Origin of the sequence: Fodinibius sp. SL11 (assembly GCF_052060035.1) — a bacterium.
GTDB lineage: Bacteria > Bacteroidota > Rhodothermia > Balneolales > Balneolaceae > Fodinibius.
In genome coordinates, this window is sequence record NZ_JBPOEA010000007.1 from 97,896 (window position 1) to 119,296 (window position 21,401).

General features: G+C 42.6%; 19 protein-coding genes and 1 tRNA gene. 12 read left to right on the plus strand and 8 right to left on the minus strand.

Annotated features, from left to right (window positions below; all coding sequences use genetic code 11):
• Positions 1-2 precede the first annotated feature (2 nt).
• Positions 3-989 carry an NAD(P)H-quinone oxidoreductase gene (locus ACQ76V_RS09980; protein ID WP_441000352.1) on the minus strand — a complete coding sequence of 329 codons (987 nt, stop codon included), beginning with the start codon at positions 987-989 and terminating at the stop codon, positions 3-5.
• 18 nt (positions 990-1,007) lie between these two features.
• Positions 1,008-2,498: a lipopolysaccharide biosynthesis protein gene (locus ACQ76V_RS09985; RefSeq protein ID WP_441000353.1), complete on the minus strand. Its 1,491-nt coding sequence runs from the start codon at positions 2,496-2,498 to the stop codon at positions 1,008-1,010.
• A gap of 125 nt (positions 2,499-2,623) precedes the next feature.
• Here ACQ76V_RS09985 and ACQ76V_RS09990 point away from each other — a divergent pair, with 125 nt between their 5' ends.
• Both ACQ76V_RS09990 and ACQ76V_RS09995 read left to right on the plus strand, forming a co-directional pair.
• Positions 2,624-3,772 (plus strand): glycosyltransferase, encoded by a 1,149-nt coding sequence (locus ACQ76V_RS09990; RefSeq protein ID WP_441000354.1) that lies wholly within the window; start codon positions 2,624-2,626, stop codon positions 3,770-3,772.
• A complete protein-coding gene (locus tag ACQ76V_RS09995; RefSeq protein WP_441000355.1) occupies positions 3,772-4,695 on the plus strand; it encodes a sulfotransferase in 924 nt (307 codons plus the stop codon). Before ACQ76V_RS09990 ends, ACQ76V_RS09995 begins: the two co-directional genes overlap by 1 nt.
• On the opposite strand, the gene ACQ76V_RS10000 is transcribed toward ACQ76V_RS09995, so the two are convergent.
• Positions 4,692-5,603 carry a glycosyltransferase gene (locus ACQ76V_RS10000; RefSeq protein ID WP_441000356.1) on the minus strand — a complete coding sequence of 304 codons (912 nt, stop codon included), beginning with the start codon at positions 5,601-5,603 and terminating at the stop codon, positions 4,692-4,694. The two genes, ACQ76V_RS09995 and ACQ76V_RS10000, sit on opposite strands and share 4 nt — an antisense overlap.
• A gap of 85 nt (positions 5,604-5,688) precedes the next feature.
• Between ACQ76V_RS10000 and ACQ76V_RS10005 the strand changes: the two genes are divergently transcribed.
• Positions 5,689-6,525, plus strand: a complete 837-nt coding sequence (locus ACQ76V_RS10005) for a glycosyltransferase (RefSeq protein ID WP_441000357.1) — start codon at positions 5,689-5,691, stop codon at positions 6,523-6,525.
• A 1-nt stretch (position 6,526) separates the two neighbouring features.
• The gene (locus ACQ76V_RS10010; protein WP_441000358.1) at positions 6,527-7,492 is read left to right on the plus strand and encodes a sulfotransferase domain-containing protein; all 966 of its coding nucleotides are present in this window, start codon (positions 6,527-6,529) and stop codon (positions 7,490-7,492) included.
• A gap of 11 nt (positions 7,493-7,503) precedes the next feature.
• Here the strand turns inward: ACQ76V_RS10010 and ACQ76V_RS10015 are convergent, their stop codons facing one another.
• A complete protein-coding gene (locus ACQ76V_RS10015; RefSeq protein ID WP_441000359.1) occupies positions 7,504-10,005 on the minus strand; it encodes a YfhO family protein in 2,502 nt (833 codons plus the stop codon).
• Between the two features lie 116 nt (positions 10,006-10,121).
• Positions 10,122-10,409, minus strand: a complete 288-nt coding sequence (gene gatC, locus ACQ76V_RS10020; protein ID WP_441000360.1) for an Asp-tRNA(Asn)/Glu-tRNA(Gln) amidotransferase subunit GatC — start codon at positions 10,407-10,409, stop codon at positions 10,122-10,124.
• 161 nt (positions 10,410-10,570) lie between these two features.
• On the opposite strand from gatC, the gene ACQ76V_RS10025 reads away from it, so the two are divergent.
• The 7 genes from ACQ76V_RS10025 (at position 10,571) to ACQ76V_RS10055 (ending at position 16,512) form a co-directional block, all read left to right on the plus strand.
• Positions 10,571-10,855 (plus strand): HPr family phosphocarrier protein, encoded by a 285-nt coding sequence (locus ACQ76V_RS10025; RefSeq protein WP_441000361.1) that lies wholly within the window; start codon positions 10,571-10,573, stop codon positions 10,853-10,855.
• Positions 10,848-12,575 (plus strand): phosphoenolpyruvate--protein phosphotransferase, encoded by a 1,728-nt coding sequence (gene ptsP / locus ACQ76V_RS10030; RefSeq protein WP_441000362.1) that lies wholly within the window; start codon positions 10,848-10,850, stop codon positions 12,573-12,575. The genes ACQ76V_RS10025 and ptsP overlap by 8 nt, the downstream gene beginning before the upstream one ends.
• A gap of 6 nt (positions 12,576-12,581) precedes the next feature.
• Positions 12,582-13,625 (plus strand): bifunctional phosphoglucose/phosphomannose isomerase, encoded by a 1,044-nt coding sequence (locus ACQ76V_RS10035; RefSeq protein WP_441000363.1) that lies wholly within the window; start codon positions 12,582-12,584, stop codon positions 13,623-13,625.
• A gap of 26 nt (positions 13,626-13,651) precedes the next feature.
• The gene (locus ACQ76V_RS10040; protein ID WP_441000364.1) at positions 13,652-14,446 is read left to right on the plus strand and encodes a biotin--[acetyl-CoA-carboxylase] ligase; all 795 of its coding nucleotides are present in this window, start codon (positions 13,652-13,654) and stop codon (positions 14,444-14,446) included.
• Positions 14,418-15,776 carry a tRNA lysidine(34) synthetase TilS gene (gene tilS, locus ACQ76V_RS10045; RefSeq protein WP_441000365.1) on the plus strand — a complete coding sequence of 453 codons (1,359 nt, stop codon included), beginning with the start codon at positions 14,418-14,420 and terminating at the stop codon, positions 15,774-15,776. Before ACQ76V_RS10040 ends, tilS begins: the two co-directional genes overlap by 29 nt.
• Before the next feature lie 3 nt (positions 15,777-15,779).
• Positions 15,780-16,346 (plus strand): hypoxanthine phosphoribosyltransferase, encoded by a 567-nt coding sequence (gene hpt, locus ACQ76V_RS10050; protein ID WP_441000366.1) that lies wholly within the window; start codon positions 15,780-15,782, stop codon positions 16,344-16,346.
• A 76-nt stretch (positions 16,347-16,422) separates the two neighbouring features.
• Positions 16,423-16,512: transfer RNA gene (locus tag ACQ76V_RS10055), tRNA-Ser, on the plus strand.
• 176 nt (positions 16,513-16,688) lie between these two features.
• On the opposite strand, the gene ACQ76V_RS10060 is transcribed toward ACQ76V_RS10055, so the two are convergent.
• From ACQ76V_RS10060 to ACQ76V_RS10070, 3 genes are all read right to left on the minus strand, one after another.
• The gene (locus ACQ76V_RS10060) at positions 16,689-17,108 is read right to left on the minus strand and encodes a secondary thiamine-phosphate synthase enzyme YjbQ (RefSeq protein WP_441000367.1); all 420 of its coding nucleotides are present in this window, start codon (positions 17,106-17,108) and stop codon (positions 16,689-16,691) included.
• 75 nt (positions 17,109-17,183) lie between these two features.
• Complete coding sequence (locus ACQ76V_RS10065) at positions 17,184-17,960, minus strand: SDR family oxidoreductase (protein WP_441000368.1); 777 nt, start codon at positions 17,958-17,960, stop codon at positions 17,184-17,186.
• Between the two features lie 102 nt (positions 17,961-18,062).
• Positions 18,063-19,364 (minus strand): ferredoxin reductase family protein, encoded by a 1,302-nt coding sequence (locus ACQ76V_RS10070; protein ID WP_441000369.1) that lies wholly within the window; start codon positions 19,362-19,364, stop codon positions 18,063-18,065.
• Positions 19,365-19,574: 210 nt separating this feature from the next.
• Here ACQ76V_RS10070 and typA point away from each other — a divergent pair, with 210 nt between their 5' ends.
• The gene (gene typA / locus ACQ76V_RS10075; RefSeq protein WP_441000370.1) at positions 19,575-21,395 is read left to right on the plus strand and encodes a translational GTPase TypA; all 1,821 of its coding nucleotides are present in this window, start codon (positions 19,575-19,577) and stop codon (positions 21,393-21,395) included.
• The last annotated feature ends 6 nt before the right edge of the window (positions 21,396-21,401 follow it).

Genomic DNA, 21,401 nt, shown 5'->3' on the forward strand with positions numbered 1-21,401 from the left:
GCTTACATCCCCGTCAACACAATTTTGCCGGTGTTTTTATTGTTTTTCATGCGTTGGTGGGCCTGTTCAGCATCCTCCCAATCAAACACAGAGTCGATAACCGGTTTTAGTTGCCCACCTTCAAAAAGAGAAAGCGTTTTTGAAGAAAAATCTTTACTAAGGTCAATTTTATACTGTTGGGATCGGTTACGCAGCGTTGATCCCTTTATAGACAATCGTTTCCGAAGGATGGGAACAAGGCTGATTTCTTCTACTTTGTGTCCTCCCAAAAACGACAGATAGACTACACGTCCATCAATGGCCAGCACCTCCATATTTTTGTGCCAGTAGGGCCTGCCGATAAAATCGAGCACCACATCTACTGAATCCGGGCCGGTCGTTCCGATAATTTTCTGGGCATAATTTTGCTCTTTGTAGTTGTAAGCAAAGTCAGCCCCCAGTTCTTTAGCTGTATCCAACTTGTGCTGTTTTCCGGCCGTAGCAATAATTTGTGCACCATATAAATAATGAGCCAGCTGAATAGCAGAAGTGCCTACGCCACTGCCTGCAGCATGAATGAGCACGGTTTCTTCCTCCTCAAGTTCTGCCAACCAATCCAATGCCTGGAAAGCCGTTAAAAAGGTTTCCGGGATAGCGGCCGCTTCTTTAAAGGAAAGGTTCTCCGGAATCCCCATCGCCATATCTTCATGGATTGTGCAGTATTCAGCATATCCACCGCCAGCCAGTAAGCCAAATACACAATCTCCGGTTTCCCACTTGGTAATTTTGGTTCCCGTTTCTTCTACAACGCCGGCCATCTCGAGCCCCAAAATTTCACTTGCACCCTCGGGCGGAGGATAGTTTCCCGTTCGCTGTAGCAGGTCGGCGCGGTTGAGGGCCGTAGCTTCTATCTTTATGAGAATCTCGTTCGCTTTCGGTTCTGGGGTAGGTGCTTCATCAATAAACAAAGAAGAGTTTTTACCGGGATTTTGGATGTGTATTGCTCTCATAATATTGTCACGAAAAGATTATGGCTTTAAAACGTTTGTAACATTGCGAAGTAAATCAAAAACAAGCTGATTAAATTGTTCAGAAATTTTTAGGCTGATAATCGGAATCAGGTATAATCCACATATTATTAATGATCTTATTAAGATGTCAACGTACGTATTAAAAATGGTTGGAACTTGGGAAATGATGAGCAAGACGGCAGACCCGATAAGCAAAACAGGGAGCATAGACCATTTGAATGGTTGCATAGAAAAACGAATCCATACGTATACTAATTTCAGAATATTATATGAAATTACAGCTGTTCCGGTTCCTATGGCAGCTCCCAGAATTCCATAAATGGGAATTAGTAGGTAATTAAGAATTACGGTAACAACGATCAGGATGAGCGTAGAATAAAGGTCAAAGCGGTAATATTTTGAATTTAGGATAATAGCCCCGTTAACACCACACGCCATATCAAAAACATTGGCAGTTGCAATCAGAATAATGACTAATGCCCCACCGGTATATTCGGGAGGCAGTAGATTCATTAAATTATCGATATTAGCTATAACGCCGCAGAATACAAGCCCCCCGGCAATAATTAAATTTAGAGAAGATCCTCGGTAAACCTTTTCAATTAAATTGAAGTCTTTGGTTTTGAATGCATCGGAAATTACGGGCGATGAAATCTGAAAAATAGATTTTCTTGGAATGGTGATGGCCGATCCGATATAGAAAGCGATGGCGTAGATCCCGGTGTCACTGAGGCCGGCCAATGAGCTCAACATGATAATGTCAATGTTATTGACGAGGATAGAAGCGACACCACCGAAGAAAGCAAACAGGCTGTAGTTCCCCATGTTCTTAAGTAGCGACTTTCGGAGAAATTGGAAATCCGGTTTTAGGTTCACTTCAAACTTACGAAGTGTGTAGGATAGGAACCACAGCATGATAACGCCATAAGTTGATACGAAGGCAATCATAAACTGATTGAAAGTAATCCACTTAAAAAAGTACAGTATAAGAATGAAGGCTGCCAGAAAACGTATTGCAACATTTATCAAAAATGATGACATCACTGTATCGTATAGGGCACGTACGTAAGCAGAAAGGACGTGAAAAAATAATATGAAGAAGGCCAGGGGTAGAATTAGCCAGTAATAGTCAATAAGTAAAGCAGATCGTTCAATGAAGTACTGGGTGATTTCTGGTCGAAAAGCATAGAGAATAATTGTTAGAAATAGTAAACCGAAAAAGGGGACGCTAAGTGCCAGGAAAAGAGAACCGTGGTGTTTGTTCTCTTTGTCCCGAAAGATAGGGAAATATCGAATGATGGTATTTTGTGTGCCCAGGTTAGCTAGCTGGGTAGAAACCATTGCCAAAGAAAGTAGCACACGGGTCAATCCATACTGTTCCGGTGACAGTATATTGGGATACATCCAAATGGTGATAATAAATCCCAGCGCAACCCCCAAATACGAAAGAATCGTATTGCGAACACTTTGGCTGACGATAATTCCCAAGACGCTTATGCTTTTATTTTTAAAAGAGTGGGAAGTTAATAATATTCTCGGTCAAAATAATTTCATTATAACAATGCAAAAGCTTTAGTTTTAAGGGTTATAAAATTTGAATTTAAATGTTATAGATGCATTCCATTCACTTTGTCCATTCGTTTTCGAAACTTTCTGAGACTTTTATTTATGATTATGTGACAAGTCTTCAAGATCAGCAGGTGGATGTTGAAGTGCTCACTTTTAATCGCTTAAATAAGCAGGATCGGCCCTTTGAACCGGTAACGAGGGTATCATTACCGTGGTGGGATGTGGGACGAATTTGGCGGATCGCACGAGATACGCTATTAGGAAAAAGTACCGAGACTTCGGCTTGGCCGCTTTACCAGCAAAAGCTTAAAAAAATATTAGGGGTTAAAAAACCTGATGTTCTGCACGCCCATTTTGGACCAATGGGGGTACTGTTGGCTCCCGTGGCAAAAGAGATGAATATTCCTCTCATTGTTACTTTTTATGGATATGATATTTCTGAAATTGTTCGCCAGGATTATTGGCAGAGAGCTTATCAGGATCTTGCTGAGGTGGTATCTTATGTAACGGTTTTGTCGGAAGAAATGAAAGATCGAGCTCTCGAAGTCGGTTTTACCGATGACCAAGTTAAGGTTGTTCATTTAGGAACCCGAGTTGATAATATCACCTACCGCACGCCTTCATATCCGATCACAAACTTTTTGAGTATTGGTCGTCTATCGGAGAAAAAAGGTCATCTGGACACCCTGAAAGCTTTTAAAACTGTTTTAGAACAGTGCAACCGTACATTACAGCTTAATATTGTTGGAGATGGAGATTTGCGTCCAGAGTTAGAAGAATTTATTCAAGCGAATGATTTGCAGGATCACGTCTGGTTGTTGGGGCGACTTCCACATTCCAAGGTAGTAAAACATCTACAAAATGCGGATGCTTTTGTGCTGAATAGTAAGACTGCAGCCAGTGGTGACAAAGAGGGTACGCCTACGGTGTTAGTCGAAGCGCAAGCTGCGGGTTTGCCATGTTTGAGCACGTTTCACTCGGGAATTCCAGAAATAATTCCGGCAGAAAATCATCAGTTTCTGGCTGAAGAGGGAGATGTGGAGCAGATCATATCGAAGATGATAAATTTATTAAATGCATCCGAAGAAGAAATCATGGACATAAGTAAACGGGGGCGTAATCGTGTTGAGCAAGCATTCGACGTAAAGGGTGAAGCAGCAAAATTCAAACAGTTGTATGAAGAATTGATCTAATGGTTTTTATACTCGGTATAGAACGTTCGGCAACAACTTGGGTATCAAATCTTCTGGAGGCACATCCAGACACTTGTGTTTATGTTGAACCAATGTCTGCAATTACCGCACGATTCAAAGAATGGCCGGATCGTTTTGAGCAGATAGAAGATGTTAAACAAAAAGCCGACTATTTTAACTCTGAGTTCGAAATTCTTAAGCGCCACAAAAATTGGATGTTAACCAATGTATCCTCAAATGCACTGGCTTGGCAGTTTGATTTGTGGCTTTCAAATTGGTTAGTGCGCAAACAATTGGCAACCGAAGCTGCACGGGATTTTTCGGAAATAAATTTTCATCGCAAAACTCAGCCTTTTGTCAAAAAGAACAAAGAATTAAAAATTGAGGTAATTAAAGAACTCCGCTTGAATTTTAATCCGGCAATCATTCGCCATATCGATAATTCTGCCCGTGTATTAGTTATCGTTCGAGATATTTTTGCCAATATTGAATCTATCTTAAATCATATAGAGCAGGGGAACTTAGCTGAATTAAAACAAGTGCTTTTAAAGCATTACGGACAGATAAATGCTGAAATTATTTATAAATATTGGAGAGATAGTTATAACAGTCTTTTCAAAGGTCTTGAGGATTATAATATTGAATATATGACTTTAGAACATACTGCTTTTATTCAGTATCCGGAGTGCGAGATAAATAACCTTTGTACCTTTGTTCAAATCGATGATTCGAATAGTATTTTAAATTATCTGTATCAATCAAATAAAAAAGGTAAAGGTATTCACAATACAAATAGAAGTCATGATGCACTACAGAAACGAAATACAAAAGCTAAAAAGAAAGTTTGGCCAAAAATAAGACATTTAGTGAATATTGAGGAATTGCACCCTGAGTTAAGAAAGATTGTTGAGCTTCCAAATTAGTTTTTTAAATACCCTTCCCAGACCCATTTTCGAAACTGAAATAGCATGGCAGCTTTAGATGGTTGAAAGATTAAAAGGTAGCCCAACGCCAAGGGAAATGAGCCAAAAAATTTAGCGGTTTCCGACAGCCAGTTTAGGCTTTTTTGCAGGGCAGGGGCTTCTCTTAGTCGAAGCCGCATACTTTGTCCCAGTCCCAAGGCCTGATTTTTGATGTATCCTTTCGTCAGCCGATTTGGGCCTACACGGTGATACAAAAATGCATCCGGTATATAAAAAATATCGTTGTTCCTCTCACGAATACGCCGAAAGAGTTCCTTTTCTTCACCCGCATTCAGGGACTCGCCTTTGCGTCCCAAGTTTGGATTAAAAGGTTCGATGTCTTCAAAAATCGATTTTTTAAATCCCATATTTCCGCCAAAAGGATATTTGGTTTTTGGATACTTTTTAGGTGATGAACCCAGGTCGTGATGGCCCAAAAGAGGAAGTAAAAAATGAGACATCCATGAGGGGCGTGGAGCATCGAATTGCACGTGAATTTTTCCTCCTGCAGCAATAGCGTTGGGATGATTCTCAAAAAAAGAAATCCAGGCCGGAATGAGTGATTCTGAGGCGCGGATATCATCGTCCAAAAAAACGATATTGGGAGCTTTAGCTTCTTTGATACCACGGTTCCGAGCATGAGAAAGCCCCTGCGCAGTTTCTTTGATATAACGGACGGGTTTGCCGTCTTTATTGATCGAGTGTTGATATTTTTTTACGATCTCAGGGGTTTCGTCCTCTGAATTGTTATCGATCACCAGTAGCTCAAAATCAGGGTCAGATAGATTTTGCAGCAGAGACTGCAGAGTATCATCAAGATAATGAGCCCGATTATAGGAGCAGATAATAAATGTAACTGCCGGTTCCATAGTGATTACGGTAAATGTTATTTGTTAATCGGCTGAAAATATATGTTTTTAGCAGAAGAATGCGAATTGTTGATCCTAATTTTTAATGGTAAAAACGGACTCCAAACCACTTGTCTCGGCAATTATTACGACCCACAATCGAGCCGACTTACTACCCCGTGCGTTGGATTCGGTGATTGTACAATCCTATGAAAATATAGAGATTATTGTTGTTGATGACGGTTCTACGGATGGCACTGAGGAGGTTGTGAGACGATATCAGCAAGATGTGACGTTAAATTATATTCGATTGAAAAAATCGGTAGGTGCTTGTAAGGCTCGTAATAAGGGGATTGAGACTGCTTCGGGAGAATTTGTTGCAGGCCTCGACGATGACGACAAGTGGCACAGAGATCGCATAAAAGAATTGGTGGCGGCTTATAATGATAATTATGCTGCTGTTACTTCGGATACGGTGATGGTGTATAAAGACGGTCAGGCGCGATGGAAAAAGAAAAAACATATTGATTTGGATACACTCCTTTATACAAACCAGGTGGGGAATCAAGTGCTGGTGCGCCGCGACCGGATGATGTCTGTCGGAGGATTTGATCCACAGCTTGAGGCGGCACAGGATTATGATCTTTGGATTCGGCTGTGCCAAAAATTTGGTCCCATTAGAAATGTTCAAAAGTCTTTACAGACCATATATATGGATCACGAAGAGAATCGAATTACAAGTCGGTCATCCTTTAAAGGGTACTTTCAGTTTTATCAGAAACACAAACAAAAGTTTAACCAGGCACAGCGGAAGTATCAGTTGTATAAAATCAGGAGGGCACAGGGCAAACCGGAATCGATAAATGAATTTATAAGTTGCGTGCCTGTGTTTCGTTATTGGAAAGAGGTGAAGCGAATTACAATGGGTCTGGTAAGACAATAAAATGGAAGAAGAAAACAGGCAGAAACTGTACTCCCTTAAAACAGCAACACTGGATTTAATATGTCGGTTATCCGATCCGGTCCGGGAATTTAAGCCAGAGAAAAATATTCTCATTTTTGGTTATCCTCGAAGTGGAAGTACATGGTTGATGGAGTTGATCAGCAATCTGCCGGGTACTGCGAACTTGTGGGAACCGTTGCATATACGGAATGTGGAGCCGTTCCAGGAGCTTGGGTTCGGATGGCGGCAGTATATCCCCGAACATGAAAAATGGGAGGCTGCAGAAGAAACATTTGAGGAACTGTTCAGGGGAGAGTATCTGAACTTTTGGCTTACTTCGAGAGATTTTCCTTTACGATTTGTCACTGCAGACCGAATGATTGTAAAATTTGTACGAGCTAATGGCTTGATACCTTGGCTCACGAATAAGTTCGACTTTGAGTTAGCACCAGTATATTTGCTCAGACATCCCTTTGCCATAGCAGCTTCACAGATGAAAGAGGGAAGCTGGGATTATGAGTTTAAAAACTATGAAATACCTGATGTGCCTTATAACCATATTTTTAAACGTCATGAATCTTTCTTATCAACATTGAAGACTAAGGGCGAAGAGATGGTGGCAACCTGGTGTATTAATAATAAGATAGTTTTTGACCATGATCGTCATAATAAAGATTGGACGACAATCTTTTATGAAAGTTTGTTGTTACATCCTGAGAGGGAGTTACAGTGTATTTTTGATTTATGGGGAATGTCGCTTCCAGAAGAATTATTTGAGGACCTGCGTGATGCAAGTTCTACAACCCAAAAGGCTACTTTTCATAAAGGGTTAGATACCCAGCTTTCGAAGTGGAAAAGATATTTTGATCATACGGATGTTGATCGGATGATTCGGGTATTGGATTATTTTGAGATCGATATCTATAACGATCATCTGTTACCTCGACCAATGATGGGAACGGAATGATATCCTCTTTATTAGTCTTTTTGGGATTTAGTGTTTCCTTTTTTTAAGTAAATTATGATTAGACTTATACCCGCAGCCCAAAGTATAAGATGACCCATCCAAGCTAACCGCCCGCCCCAAATAGCAGAAGTCGGTTTAAAACTCATAGTTATGGTATGTTCTCCGGCTGGGACCTGCAATCCGCGCAGCACAAAATTGCTCTTGTAAATTTCTGTTGGTTTGCCGTCAATAGTAGCTTCCCATCCCGCGGGATAAAATATTTCACTCAGTACCAAAAACTGATCTTCTTCGGATGAGGTGCTAAGTGTAATCTCGTTGGCCTTGTAATTTTTTAGAGTAACCTGAGCTGTGGTATCAACGGATGATTTGACCGCGTCGTCTGTTTCTACAATAGCTCTTGTAGATGGATCAAAATTAGCTGAAGGTTTCATTCGATTCACAGCTTCTTGCGGTGAGCTGACGATAGCAACAGAATCTACAAAAAAGGCTTTGGGCAGTACGTCATCGTTGCGGTACACCCGCTGGTTATTTTGATTGAATACCTGCGTATATCCTCCAAAAGGAAGCTGTTGCTGTATAGTAATATACTTTGTGTTCAGCATGTCCAGCACGGAATGGTTAAACCCGGTTTGATTATCCATCAGGAGATGGTCGATCAGGTCTTGGTAGATCGCCAGTTTGGCCCCGGAATATCCGCCAATAGTGGGATAAAAGTAAGAGGGAATCGCGTTGTTGAAGGGATTGCGATCCAAAGCAAAAGCACGATAGGGATAGCCATTCTCGGAAGCGATATTCTGCATGATAAACTTATCGGCCGGCGTTTGCTGCTGCTGGATCATCTGCTCAGCCTCAAGGGCATCAGAAGCCATTTGATCTTCATTCACGTAGCGGCTGTCGACGCTCAGCATATCGTAGGCGGCAAGAACCAGCAACCCAATAAGAAGATAACCTTTGCTGATTTTTCGTTTTATGAAACCGACGATTAGTCCCCCGGCAAGCAACGTTAAAATGAGGTACCGTGTGGAGTCGCTGCTGGCCATTTCTTTGCGATCGGGTTTTAGTCGCGTATTGATAAAGTTTTGAACCCGCTGTTGAACCTGGGGATTATCAGGCGACACATTATTCTGCTGGGCTACCTGTTGAGCATATTGCTCGAATTCGCCCGGTTTTTCAAAAGAGAGCAATGCATTACTGCCGAAGGCAAAGGCTACTCCCAGACCAATGGCAATGCCCAGCGGAGCATATAACTCTTTTATAGATTTCTGTTTGTCTTTGGCGATATCAAAGAGCGCTTCAACGCCATAAACGGACAAAACAGCAAAGCAGAAAACGGTAGCAATAAGCCAGGTTTCGGGTACGCGGAATTTATCGAAGTAGGGAATATAGTTGAATGCAAATTCATTAAAGGCGGGCAGGTTGTGACCCAATGAAAACAGAAGAGTCAGGGAGCCTACGCCAAAGAATAAATATTTTATTTTCTTTCGATATGCGAACAGGCCAATTAACGCTAAGATAAAAGCGATAGCTCCCAAATAGTGCGGACCGCTGGTAAATGACTTCGGTCCCCAATAGGCTTCGCCTGATGATCCGCCGTAGAGACCGGGAATTATAAGCGTTAACAGTTCACCGACACCCTGCGACCAGCTAAAAGCGTATTCGAGCGTGAGTCCGCCGCTACCACCTGATGATGCCAGCGTAGAGCCGGCCCGAGTGCTGTATTGGGAATATTCGTAAAGCCGCCAGTATAGGTCGATGCTGCAAAGAATGCCCAAAATGCCGGCCCCAAAAGCGATACCCGTTCGCTGCGCCCAATCCCAGAGTTCCTCTTTTTTGTAGGCCAGCCAACTGTCGTAGATCCACCAGAAGCCCAATAGGTACAAAAAGTAATAGGTTATCTGGGGATGATTTGCCCGGAGTTGTAGCATTACCGCCAGCGCAAACGTAAAAAAGGCTAATAGTTTTTTCTGAGATCGGGAGATTAGATAGTAGCCCACAAACATCCAGGGGACAAACGCAAAGGCCATGAACTTAGCGTAATGGCCGGCTTCGATAACAATGGGCAGATAGGTTGTAAATCCCATGAGAATAGCCCCTATAGTTGCCGAAAACGGACGAACTTTTTGAACAATAAAAAAGAGATACGCACCGCTTAAGAGTATCCAAAAGAAAGCGAGAGGATGTGTTTGTCCGCCCATCCATTTAAAAAATGAGTCGATGCTGGGCGGAGAGGATGGATTGTGGATAACAGCAGAAGGCATGCCTGAGAACATGTTGGTAGCCCATAGTGGGTGCTCATTGTAGGTTTCAACGTGTTCTATGACAGACTCAGCTCCGGCCCTCCATTGCAGTACATCATTACCAAGAAATTGCTTGCCGCCGAAAAATATAGCTGAATATAGCAAAAGTGGGAGAATAAAAAGCACAGCCAACGAAATCCAATGCTTCTTATTGGCGGACAGTTTTGAAATAAAATCTTCCTTTAGAGAATGGGTTTGCTCTTTTTTCGAACTCAAGGCAATGAATTTAATATGATTTAAAATATGTCATCCTGAACTTGTTTCAGGATCTAAGTTTTGAAGTATATTCAAATATTGATCCTAATACTCGGGTCTGCATGACATGATTAATATCACTCAATTACACGCGGTACGCGGAAGTAATCGGTATCGGCGTCGGGCGCGTTTTTAAGAGCGTCTTCATGAGAAAGCGGCTCTTTCGCTTTGTCATCGCGCAGACGGTATTCCAGCTCAATTACGTGCTCAAGGGGTTCCACATCAGAGGTGTCCAGCTCTTCGAGGGTGGTCATATAGTCGAGTATCTGGTTCATATCGTTCACCAACGATTCTGTTTCTTCTTCGCTTGGCTGTAATCGAGCCAGATCAGCAACGTACTTTACATCCTTTTTTGTGACAGACATGTAGTTTGGTTTTAGCAGTTATAAATGGCAATTAAGTTAAGAAAACAGCAGCTAAGTTTACAATTCTTTCAACGCTTTATAGTAACGTTATTTTATTGCCAACTGCTGTGGATAGTTACTTCAATAATTGGCATTTTACGCTTTAAACGAAATATTATAGGATGATAAAAAAGAAAATAACGATTGTTAATGATGCTGGTTTGCATGCACGTCCGGCGGCCGCCTTGGTAAAGTTAGCATCAAAATTCGAATCAGATTTTTACATCCATTTGTACGGATATAAGGTGAATGGGAAGAGTATCCTTGGGGTCATGACCCTTGCTGCGGAAAAAGGAGCTGAGCTCGAGCTGGAACTCAGTGGTCCGGATGAGGAAGAGGCTACCGAGGCTATTAGCGAACTGATTAATGATGGGTTCGGCGAAGTTTATGAGGATGAAAATGAGTGATCAGGTAGATAATAAAGAGATGCATATTTCCGGAGCGGCAGCCTGTCCCGGTATCGTGATAGGTAATACCAGCCTTTATCAGCGTGTGCGTCCAAATATATCTGATACGCAAATTTCTGATGATGAGGCTGAAGAGCATATTCGTAGATTTTATGAGGCTCTGGGTGCAGCTGAAGAGGAACTTCGGATGCTATTAGAAAACCCTGATCTGGAGGATACGACCCCCTTTATTCAAACGCAGATCGCAATTTTAAAAGATCCGGAACTGCATGATCGCGTTGAGCAAGAAATTTCGGCAAATAATAAGCCTGTTGATTCGGCGGTAGAAAGCATTTTTCGAAATTACTTGCAGATTATCCAGAAGAACCATGGGGGAACGTTTCAGAATAAATCGGTGGATATTTCTGATATTCGCGACCGTTTATTACAAATATTGCATAACAAAAGGGATGAAATAAAAGAGGGTACGATCTTGGTAGCTCGAGAGCTGAGTCCCCGGGAAATTATTTCATTTTCAAACCGTAATATCAAAGGGTTAATTACTGATCAAGGTGGTACAACATCGCATGCCGCAATTATTGCTCGTTCAATGAATATTCCTACCGTGGTGGGAACCCAGAAAGCGACTAAAGTTATTAACTGTGATGATGAGGTTGTGCTTGATGGACGTAATGGTGAAGTGGTTGTTCATCCAGAAAAAGAAACGCGCAAAAAATATCGAAGTTTGATCGATCAGCAAAGTCAAAGGGAGGCTGATTATAAATTATTATGTAAAAAGCCGAATAAAACATCTGATGGAAAGCCTTTTTCATTGCAGGCTAATGTTGAGTTTACCGAGGAGCTAAGTATTGCCAATGAATACAGGGCCGAAGGCGTGGGATTGCTACGAACAGAATCCATTTATCTTAGCGGTAAGGGTTTTAAGAATATTGATCGGCAGGTTTCTTTTTATACATCCATTCTTGAATTGACAGCCCCGCATTCGGTTACTGTACGGTTATTTGATGTGGGGGGCGATAAGTTTTTCGAAGATGAACATAAAGAACAAAATCCTTTTCTCGGATGGCGGGGTATCCGGATGTTGTTGGAACAGCCAGAACTTCTAAAAAATCAGCTGCGGGCTATTTATAAAACATCCGGGAATTTTGAGGGACGAATCCGCCTCTTGGTCCCCATGGTCTCAACGATTGATGAAGTCCAAAAGCTGAAAACTATAATCAAAAAAGTTCAGCAAGAATTAATTAGCGAAGGCATTTCTATTGATGAGAAAGTCCCAATAGGGTTGATGGTAGAGGTTCCATCTGTAGCTTTAAAGGCAGATCTTTTTGCTACCAATGCAGATTTTTTGAGCATTGGGACTAATGACCTTACCCAATATGTGTTAGCAGTAGATCGTGGGAATGAACGAATAGCGAATTTATATGATCAGCGACACCCGGCGATCTGGCAACTAATAAAGGAGGTGGCAGAAGCAGGTAAACGTAATAATGTGCCCGTAAGTGTGTGTGGAGAGTTGGCTTCGGACCCTATTGCGGCCTGTTGTTTAATGGGGCTTGGTATTGATACGTTGAGCATGAATTCAGTGGTGTTACCGTCGGTAAAACAGATGTTACGATCAAATTCTTATCCCGATATGCAACAGTTGGCTAAGAAAGTATTACAAGCTGAGACGCTGAATGATATTGATAAGTTATTTTCAAACTGGGAGACAAAAAAATAAGTATTTATGTACCTGGAGGACATCAAATCGATAGACAGTCAAAACATGTGGGAGTTTTTGAACACCTTTCCTGATCAGTGGAAAAAGGCCATGGAGAGCACCAAGGATATTGAATTGAATATTGATAGGGAACGTATATCCAAGATATGTTTGGTGGGAATGGGAGGCTCAGCAATCGGGGCCGATCTACTACGATCATTTTGCTATCATAATAGCCCATATCCCATGCAAGTGGTACGACATTACGAAATCCCCCAATGGGTGGATGAAAATACGCTGTTTATCGCATGCAGTTTTTCGGGTAATACCGAAGAAACCCTAACTGCTTTAACAACCGCATGTGAGGAGGGAGCGCAAACGTTAGCGGTGACATCCGGTGGGGAGCTGATGGTAAAGGCGGCAAAGGAGGAGTTCGATTACATTAAAATTCCTGGTGGAATGCCGCCACGTACTGCGCTCGGCTATAGCTTTGTTCCGTTATATCGTATTTTTCAGTATCTGGGGTTGGTGGAGGAACGAGACGGAGCTCTGAAAGATACGGCACGTTTTTTAACAGAGCAGAATGACTTATTTTCAGATCCCGGAGATAATGAGGCACTGAATTTAGCTGAAGAAATTAACGATACATTGCCGATCATTTACTCCGATTCAATTATGATGGAGCCGGTGAATCTCCGATGGAGAAATCAGTTCGCCGAAAATGCCAAGACACTGGCTTATGGTAATAGCCTTCCTGAGATGAATCACAATGAGATTGTAGGGTGGGAGCGTATTGTACACCTAACAGGCCGCCTTTCGGTAATACTATTGATTGATCGGGAAGATAATCCACGAGTACAGCGCCGCATGGAAATTGTTGAAGAGTTGGTGGAAGACCAGACGGCCTCCTTGCATATTCTTAAGACCCGTGGACAAACACGCTTAACCCGGATGTTTTCACTTATCCAACTGGCCGACTGGACTAGCTTCTATCTTGCTATTGTAAATGATGTGGATCCTACGCCTGTGACCAAAATTGACCTGTTGAAAAGTAAATTGGCGGAAGCTTGAAATTTAAATTCTAAGCGCATTTTATTTTGAACGGTACATTTGATCAGTCAATATTTTTGCAAGAATTAGATACCCAATGGTTGGGGCATGGTATTCGTTATTTTGAAGAGTTGCCGTCGACTAATACTTATCTAAAACAGCTTTCGGCTTCGGAGGTAGAGCATGGGCTGCTTTGTTTGACCGATCACCAAACCGAGGGAAGAGGACAATACGAACGCAAATGGGAAACAGAAAAAGGACAAAACCTGACATTTTCGATTGTGTTTACTCCTGCCGATACCGGCCGTTTCCATGTGCTGACGTTGGCTTGTGCACTGGCAATGGTTGAAAAGTTGAATGAATTTTTAAATGCCTCTTGCGCAGCCATAAAATGGCCTAATGATATTATTCTGAATGATAAGAAGACTGCTGGTATCTTGACAGAAACGGTCTTCAGCGGGAATAAATTTGATCGTTTAATTATTGGGATTGGCCTGAATATCAATCAGGAAAAATTCTCGGTTGAGTTAGAAGAAGTTGCGACCTCGGTTTCGCGGGAGAAGGGTCAAAATGTTAATCGCGAACAGTTTTTGGCCGATTTACTAAACCGCATTGAATATAAGTATACCCAGTGGGAGCAACGGCAATCATCGTTAATAAAAACGATAAACCGGAATATAATTGGTTATGGGCAATGGCTTGGTCTCAAAATTGATGATAAGCTGCAGGATGAAGTATATAAGTTGCTGGGTATTGATGAGAAAGGAGCGTTACTGATGTTGAACAGGGATGGCGGAATAGATTCATTCTCTTATGAGCAGATCCAACTTGTTACAAATTGAACAGACTGTTAAGGAATCGACAGAATCCATTTTTGCCGATTCAACGCCTGCATTTGTCGTTGCCGTAAGTGGCGGTGTTGACTCAATGGTGCTGCTACATATTTTTAAGTGTCTTGATATTACTGGAGTAGTCGCCCATGTGAATTACCAGAAAAGAGGTCAAGCATCTGATAAAGATGCTGAGTTGGTAGAAAAAAAAGCAGAAGAGTGGGGCTTTGAATGTGAACTTATTGAAGTCGATGCAGAAGAAGCCCAAGGGCAAAATTTTCAGCAGTGGGCCCGTGAGGTCCGCTATGGTTTTTTTAGGGATTTGGTTGCGAAGCATAATACAGAAGGCATTGCCTTGGCGCACCATAGAAATGACCAGGTAGAAACCATATTGCAAAAAGTTTTTCGCGGCGCCGGAATGCCCGGCTGGAGCGGGATGGACGTTTGGGACGGCGAACTGTTTCGTCCACTCTTACCTGTTACACGGGAACTGATAGAGGAATATGGCCAGAAGCATAAAATTCCGTTTCGCACTGATGAATCCAATCTGGAGAACCATTTTGCTCGCAACTTTTTGCGAAATGAATGGACGGAGAAGCTGACAGAATTTTACCCGGGCTGGGAAGCAAATGTGTTGCGAATGGGGGAAGAAGCTGAGAATTATCGTTCCGCTTTACAATGGATTGCACAGCAGATCACCGATCAGAATAGAATTCATAAACAAGATTTTGATAGGTTAAAGCCCGGTTTGAAGCGGGCGTTGGTTTTACATTTACTAAAAGAACAGAACCCCGGTATTTACGTTACGCAGGAAAATCTGCATCGTGTGGATGAGTTACCGGATGTACAAACTGGCAAGAAGATCCAGATAACCTCGGACTATTCCATCATCCGCGACCGCGAATATTATATTCTTATGGAAAAGGAGAAGGAGGACTTTGAGGATCAAAAGCTAACTCGCGATGACCTGCAAGCTTCGGTAATGATCATTAACGAAATAGAATTTTCGGTTGATCCGTACAAAAACCCTGATTTTAAAGAGGGGCTCTTTCTGGATGCTGACAAAATGAGTTGGCCTGTTACGGTGCGAAGGTGGAGTGCCGGTGATCAAATCCGTCCGCTGGGAATGAGCGGACATCAAAACGTAGCTGACCATCTGACGAATCGAAAAGTAAGTGCTGCACATAAAGAAGATGTGTTGGTGATAGAATCTTTTGAAGAAACGATTTGTGCTCTTATCTTTCCGCCAATTAAAAATCAGTCATCCCCAGGCACTATTTCAGAATTGGTCAAGTGCGGCAAAAGTACGAAATATTGCCTCAGAATAAAGTATTTAGCGTAATTCATGTCATTATTTAATCCTGAGACGGTTACCTGCAACGGAGAAATATTCAAGATCTATTTAACGGAAGATGAATTGCAAGAACGGGTTGCCGAGTTAGGGGACGAGCTTGCGGAAAAGTATGAGGGAAAGAATCCCATCTTTATTGGGGTGCTTAATGGTGCCTATATTTTTCTTTCGGATCTGATGCGCCAAGTTGATATCTCCTGCGAGGTCGATTTTTTAAAACTCAGCAGCTACGGGGATGAAAAAGTGTCGTCGGGAGAAGTAACCGATCTTAAGGATATTGATGCTGATATTGAGGGCCGTCATGTTGTCTTGGTGGAAGATATTGTTGATACCGGTCTGTCGATGAATTACCTGGTGGATAAGTTACAGAAGAAAAATCCCGAGTCTATTGCTACGGTAACCTTATTACACAAAACCGAGGCTACGCACCACGACGTGCAGCTTGATTATGTGGGATTTCAAATCCCCACGCTTTTTGTACTGGGATACGGACTCGATTATGCCCAGGAGGGAAGAAATTTAGCACAAATTTATATTCTTGATAGCGATCCAGAGGAGTAATTCCTGTTTCACAAAAGAAATGTAAGTTTGGCATTGATAAAATTTGCTGAGGCACTTATATTTGCGACTCTTTATTGGAGAGGTGGCTGAGTGGTCGAAAGCGCTCCCCTGCTAAGGGAGTATACCCCCATAAGGGGTATCGAGGGTTCGAATCCCTCCCTCTCCGCTCCAATACACTCAAGGCTTTGTTGAGCAGGCTTGGAAAAAGCTTGCTTAACGAAGCCTTTTTATTTTTAACAGGGGTTGGTCAAATAAATGAGTGACTAAGCCTTTGTGAAAATATTCCCATCTTTTTACGCAACTTGGCTGCAGAACGTATTCTGACTTAGTTTAATAGATGTACTACTCCCCGTGCATCGTTATGACCAGTTTTCTGGAACCACTGCTATTTCGGTGTTCACAAAGGTAAACACCCTGCCAGGTTCCTAAATTGAGCTTGCCATTAGTTATGGGAATGCTCACCGAATGTCCGAGTAGTGAACTCTTGATATGCGAAGTCATATCGTCCGGTCCTTCCAGCGTGTGTTCGTAGAGTGAGGTATCTTCGGGAACCATCCGTTTAAAATGGGAAGCAAAATCCCTTCGTACTGAGGGATCCGCATTTTCATTAATAGTGAGGCTTGCGCTGGTGTGCTGAATGAAGATATGTGCAATCCCTGTGTTGATCTGCTTTATTTCTGGAATTTGCTTCAGCACTTCATCCGTAATAATGTGAAAGCCTCGAGACTTTGGGGAGAGTGTTATTTTTCTTTGAATCCACATTGGTGTATTGAAAATTAAGTTTTAAGAAACTTGCAACTATGTAACCATTCCATTTTCATTTCTACCATTTGGCAATTATCCAAACAGTCCTTTGATATTGCCGCCGTCGTGGCTGATTGTTTGTCCGGTAACAAAGGATGCATGCGGTGACAGCAGCCATCCGGCCAGTGATGCTAACTCTTCTCCTTTGCCAAATCGTCCTACCGGTATGGAGGCCTCCATTTCTTCACGAACTTCTTCAAACGATTTATCCGATTCATCCGCGGCCTTTTTGATGACGCGTTTTATAGCAGGCGTATCATGTGACCCCGGGGCCAGTACATTAACGGTTACGCCTTGGCCGGCTACTTCCTGAGATAAAGATTTTGCAAAGCCAACGACTCCCGCGCGAAACGAGTTGCTCAGTACTAGCGAAGGAATGGGTTGCTTTACCGACTGACTTTCTACAAATAGGATACGCCCGTATTCTTTAGAGGTAAAATAAGAAACCAATCGAAGTACCAGTTCGACTTTCCAGCGCATCACATTTTCGTAGGCTTGGTCCCAGTCGTATATAGCACTTTCGAGCGGACTAAGTGCCGGTGGTCCGCCCGCGTTGACCACTACACCGTGAAGTTGATCGTTACCAATAGCGGCTTCAATATTGTTGTGGGTGTCATCATTCGTTAAATCTCCCACAACAATATCTACCGCATTACCGTATTTTTCGCCAAGCTCATTGAGTTTTTCCTCTCGACGAGCAACAGCAATAACAGTTGCTCCTTCATCCAATAAAAGTTCGGCGATGGCTCGGCCAAATCCACTGCTGGCTCCACAGACAATAAATCGCTGGTTGTTAACTTGTAAATCCATATCAAAAGTAAATCAGTGATTTCGGTTAAAACGATAAGGGTTGGTAAAGTAACTGATCGTTATCAGCTATGCCAAAATTATGCAGATAACTGGTATATCAGATTAAATAAAGTCAAAATCTTCAAAATGGATCTTGGTCTTGGGTATCTGAAGTTTTCTGAATCCCCGTATCAAGGATTCTCGCATCTCTTTGGGCCCACAGATGAAAAGTTCTCGACCATCGATATTATCTATCTCATCAGCTGTTAAAAACCCTTCCCGATCTGCACAATTGAGATGAAGTGTAAATCCAGGAAGTTTGTTTTCGAGATTTTTGAAGGTCTGCAAATGGATAGCTTCTTCTCTGCTGTCGACACAGTAATAAAAATCAGTCTCAAAATTGGATGGAACCTCTTCTATATTCAAAGCTTGTGCCCAGCTTATAAAAGGAGCAATGCCCACTCCGCCGGCAATCCAGGTTTGGGGCTGCTTGTAATTTTTGTAATCAAATCGCCCATACGGGCCTTCAACAAGTGCTTTAGCACCCGGTTTCAGTGTTTGATAAAGATGGTTGGTATAATCTCCCAGGGCTTTGACGATGATAGTGATATGGTCTTTAGAGGGAGGGCTGCAGATTGTAAACGGATGAGCTTCGCGGCTTATATTTGGGTCTGAGTAGCTAAAGAAGCAAAATTGTCCAGGTGTAAATTGCAGTTGGTTTTCGTTGGGGGATAGGGTGATCTCCATTACTTGTTTATTAAGCCTGTCAACGTTTTGGACAGTGTATGCCTTTTCATGAGCGAGCCAGTTGAAGAAAATGGTTTTGTATAAAAAACTGACAATCCCGAGAATTGAAAATAATCCAAGATACGTGGCAAGCCATGGATTGACACTAACTAGCTCATCCAAAAGAAAAATGTGAGGAAGGAACAGGATGAAAATGACGCCGGTAAGTTTATGGGTTAATTTCCATTTGTCGTAGGGAATTTTGATGACAATAGTGATCAGCATTAGTAACATAAATCCCAATAGAGCCCAGCTGCCAAGATCAATGGCCAACCGACGATGGGTAGGAAGCAGGTACAGCAATGCTTTACTGATATCTTGTGGAATCCATCGGGCGGCTAACACGATGGGGTGATAAAGGATCAGAAAAAAAGCAATTTTGCCAATCGTGTGGTGCGTTTGATATACTTTATCCAATCCTCCTAAAAGGTCTTCAAGTAGAGTCATACGGGTGGAAAGCACAAGAGACAGGGCATAAAAGATGAATCCCATGATACCCGCTACCTGGCTGGTGTAGATAAGCCAGGGTTTAAAGTTGTGCCGAAAAGTTGTTTCGGGATACGACAGCGCCCATAGAGGAATGGCTAATAAGGGAAGCCCGTATATTACAGCGCTAGTAATTTTTCTCTTGCTGATCATGGCTATGCAGCCTTCGGTAGATATTGGAAAGTACCTATTGTAATCATCAATGTAGGATTACCCCTTATAGTGATCAATATAAAAGCTACACAGCAGCGGTGTAAATAAAAGAGAATATCTATAAGGAATTGGGGAGATAAAACCGTATCTTTGCTGGCTAAATTTCACAGGATTGTCGGTGCTGTAACCGATCTTAATTAACACCATTTTATGTACAAGGATATCAGAAACATTGCAATAATCGCTCACGTTGACCATGGTAAAACCACGCTGGTTGACGAAATGTTGAAGCAGAGCGGAACTTTTCATGAGCACGAAGAAGTGGCCGAGCGGGTCATGGACTCAGGCGATCTGGAGAAGGAAAAAGGAATTACTATTAGCTCAAAAAATACTGCCGTTAAGTGGGGCGATACCAAAATTAATATTGTGGATACCCCCGGGCATGCTGACTTTGGTGGAGAGGTAGAGCGGATTCTTAAGATGGTGAATGGTGTGATTATTCTGGTGGATGCTGCTGAAGGACCGTTGCCCCAAACAAAGTTTGTGCTCCGAAAATCATTACAATTGGGATACGAGCCGATTGTGGTCATTAATAAGATTGATCGCAAGGACGCTCGCCCCGATGAAGTACTCAACGAAATTTTTGATCTCTTTGTGATGCTCGATGCCACGAACGAGCAACTTGATTTTCCTATTATTTATGCTGAGGGTATTAACGGGATCGCGAAAAATGAGCTCGAAGACGACAACGACGATTTGAGTCCGCTGTTTGATCAGATTATTGAAACGATCCCTGCTCCTGAGCAGGTCATGGATGCTCCTTTTAAGATGTTGGTGAGCAGCATGGATTGGAGCGATTATGTGGGACGTATTGCTATCGGACGCGTGGAACAGGGAACCATTGAACAGGGGCAGCAGATTGCACTGCTCGATCGTAATGGAAATCTCAAAGAGAAAGCCAAAGCAACAAAACTTTATACCTTTACTGGACTAAAGCGTGAGCCTGTTGAAAAGGCGATAGCCGGAGATATTTTTGCGCTGGCCGGTTATGAGAAGGTAGATATCGGCGATACGCTTACCGCCACGACCGATATGACGGCCCTGGAGTATTATGATATCGACCAGCCTACGATGGCGATGTTTTTCCGTGTAAATGATGCTCCCTATGCGGGATTGGAAGGAGATTATGTGACGTCCAATCAAATTAAAGACCGATTAATGCGGGAAACTCGCACCAATGTTTCCATTGAGGTGGAGCAGACTGATGATCCGGATATTTACAAAGTATCCGGACGTGGAGAACTCCAGTTGGCTATCCTAATTGAAACAATGCGGCGCGAAGGTTATGAATTTTCGGTATCACGTCCGGAAGTACTTTACAAGGAGATTGATGGCCAACGTCACGAGCCGTTTGAGGAAGTCGTTGTTGATGTCCACCAGGATTATAGCAACCGCGTGATTGATAACCTGCAGCAGCGGAAAGGAATTATGACATCAATGACGAAGGAAGGAGAAAATAGTCGACTTATTTTTAAGGTCCCTTCTCGTGGCCTGATTGGTTTTCGTGGCGAAATGCTTACCGAAACGCGTGGCACCGGAATCATGCATCAGCAGTTTGATGCTTATGAGCCGTATGCTGGGAAAATTCCGGGTCGTAATAGCGGAACATTGATTGCTTTGGAAAAAGGAGAAGTGACCAGTTATGCCCTTGAAGGTCTGCAAGATCGGGGTACCTTCCTGGTTGAACCCGGCGACAAAGTGTATGAGGGACAGGTTGTTGGCATCAATAATCGCTCAGATGATTTGGTCGTAAATGTGGTAAAGAAGAAAAACCTAACGAACCACCGTGCAACCCAAAGCGCCGATGAGGTAAAAATTGCTCCTGCTAAGAAGATGAGCCTGGAGCAGTGTATTGAGTTTATTGATGATGATGAGCTGCTGGAGGTGACGCCTAAAAGCCTGCGCATTCGGAAGAAATATCTCGACTTTAACGAGCGCAAGCGGGCGAAAAAGAATAAAGAATTTGCATAATGTTTT

What these genes read in the sequence shown, in the direction of transcription:
- ptsP (WP_441000362.1), top strand. Translation starts at nt 10,848, where the DNA reads ATGAGTGATCAGGTAGATAATAAAGAGATGCATATTTCCGGAGCGGCA.
- ACQ76V_RS10035 (WP_441000363.1), top strand. Translation starts at nt 12,582, where the DNA reads ATGTACCTGGAGGACATCAAATCGATAGACAGTCAAAACATGTGGGAG.
- typA (WP_441000370.1), top strand. Translation starts at nt 19,575, where the DNA reads ATGTACAAGGATATCAGAAACATTGCAATAATCGCTCACGTTGACCAT.
- ACQ76V_RS10065 (WP_441000368.1), bottom strand. Translation starts at nt 17,960, where the DNA reads ATGGATTTACAAGTTAACAACCAGCGATTTATTGTCTGTGGAGCCAGC.
- ACQ76V_RS10000 (WP_441000356.1), bottom strand. Translation starts at nt 5,603, where the DNA reads ATGGAACCGGCAGTTACATTTATTATCTGCTCCTATAATCGGGCTCAT.
- ACQ76V_RS09995 (WP_441000355.1), top strand. Translation starts at nt 3,772, where the DNA reads ATGGTTTTTATACTCGGTATAGAACGTTCGGCAACAACTTGGGTATCA.
- ACQ76V_RS10005 (WP_441000357.1), top strand. Translation starts at nt 5,689, where the DNA reads ATGGTAAAAACGGACTCCAAACCACTTGTCTCGGCAATTATTACGACC.
- ACQ76V_RS10060 (WP_441000367.1), bottom strand. Translation starts at nt 17,108, where the DNA reads ATGTGGATTCAAAGAAAAATAACACTCTCCCCAAAGTCTCGAGGCTTT.
- ACQ76V_RS09980 (WP_441000352.1), bottom strand. Translation starts at nt 989, where the DNA reads ATGAGAGCAATACACATCCAAAATCCCGGTAAAAACTCTTCTTTGTTT.
- ACQ76V_RS10025 (WP_441000361.1), top strand. Translation starts at nt 10,571, where the DNA reads ATGATAAAAAAGAAAATAACGATTGTTAATGATGCTGGTTTGCATGCA.
- ACQ76V_RS10010 (WP_441000358.1), top strand. Translation starts at nt 6,527, where the DNA reads ATGGAAGAAGAAAACAGGCAGAAACTGTACTCCCTTAAAACAGCAACA.
- tilS (WP_441000365.1), top strand. Translation starts at nt 14,418, where the DNA reads ATGAGCAGATCCAACTTGTTACAAATTGAACAGACTGTTAAGGAATCG.
- ACQ76V_RS09990 (WP_441000354.1), top strand. Translation starts at nt 2,624, where the DNA reads ATGCATTCCATTCACTTTGTCCATTCGTTTTCGAAACTTTCTGAGACT.
- hpt (WP_441000366.1), top strand. Translation starts at nt 15,780, where the DNA reads ATGTCATTATTTAATCCTGAGACGGTTACCTGCAACGGAGAAATATTC.
- gatC (WP_441000360.1), bottom strand. Translation starts at nt 10,409, where the DNA reads ATGTCTGTCACAAAAAAGGATGTAAAGTACGTTGCTGATCTGGCTCGA.
- ACQ76V_RS10070 (WP_441000369.1), bottom strand. Translation starts at nt 19,364, where the DNA reads ATGATCAGCAAGAGAAAAATTACTAGCGCTGTAATATACGGGCTTCCC.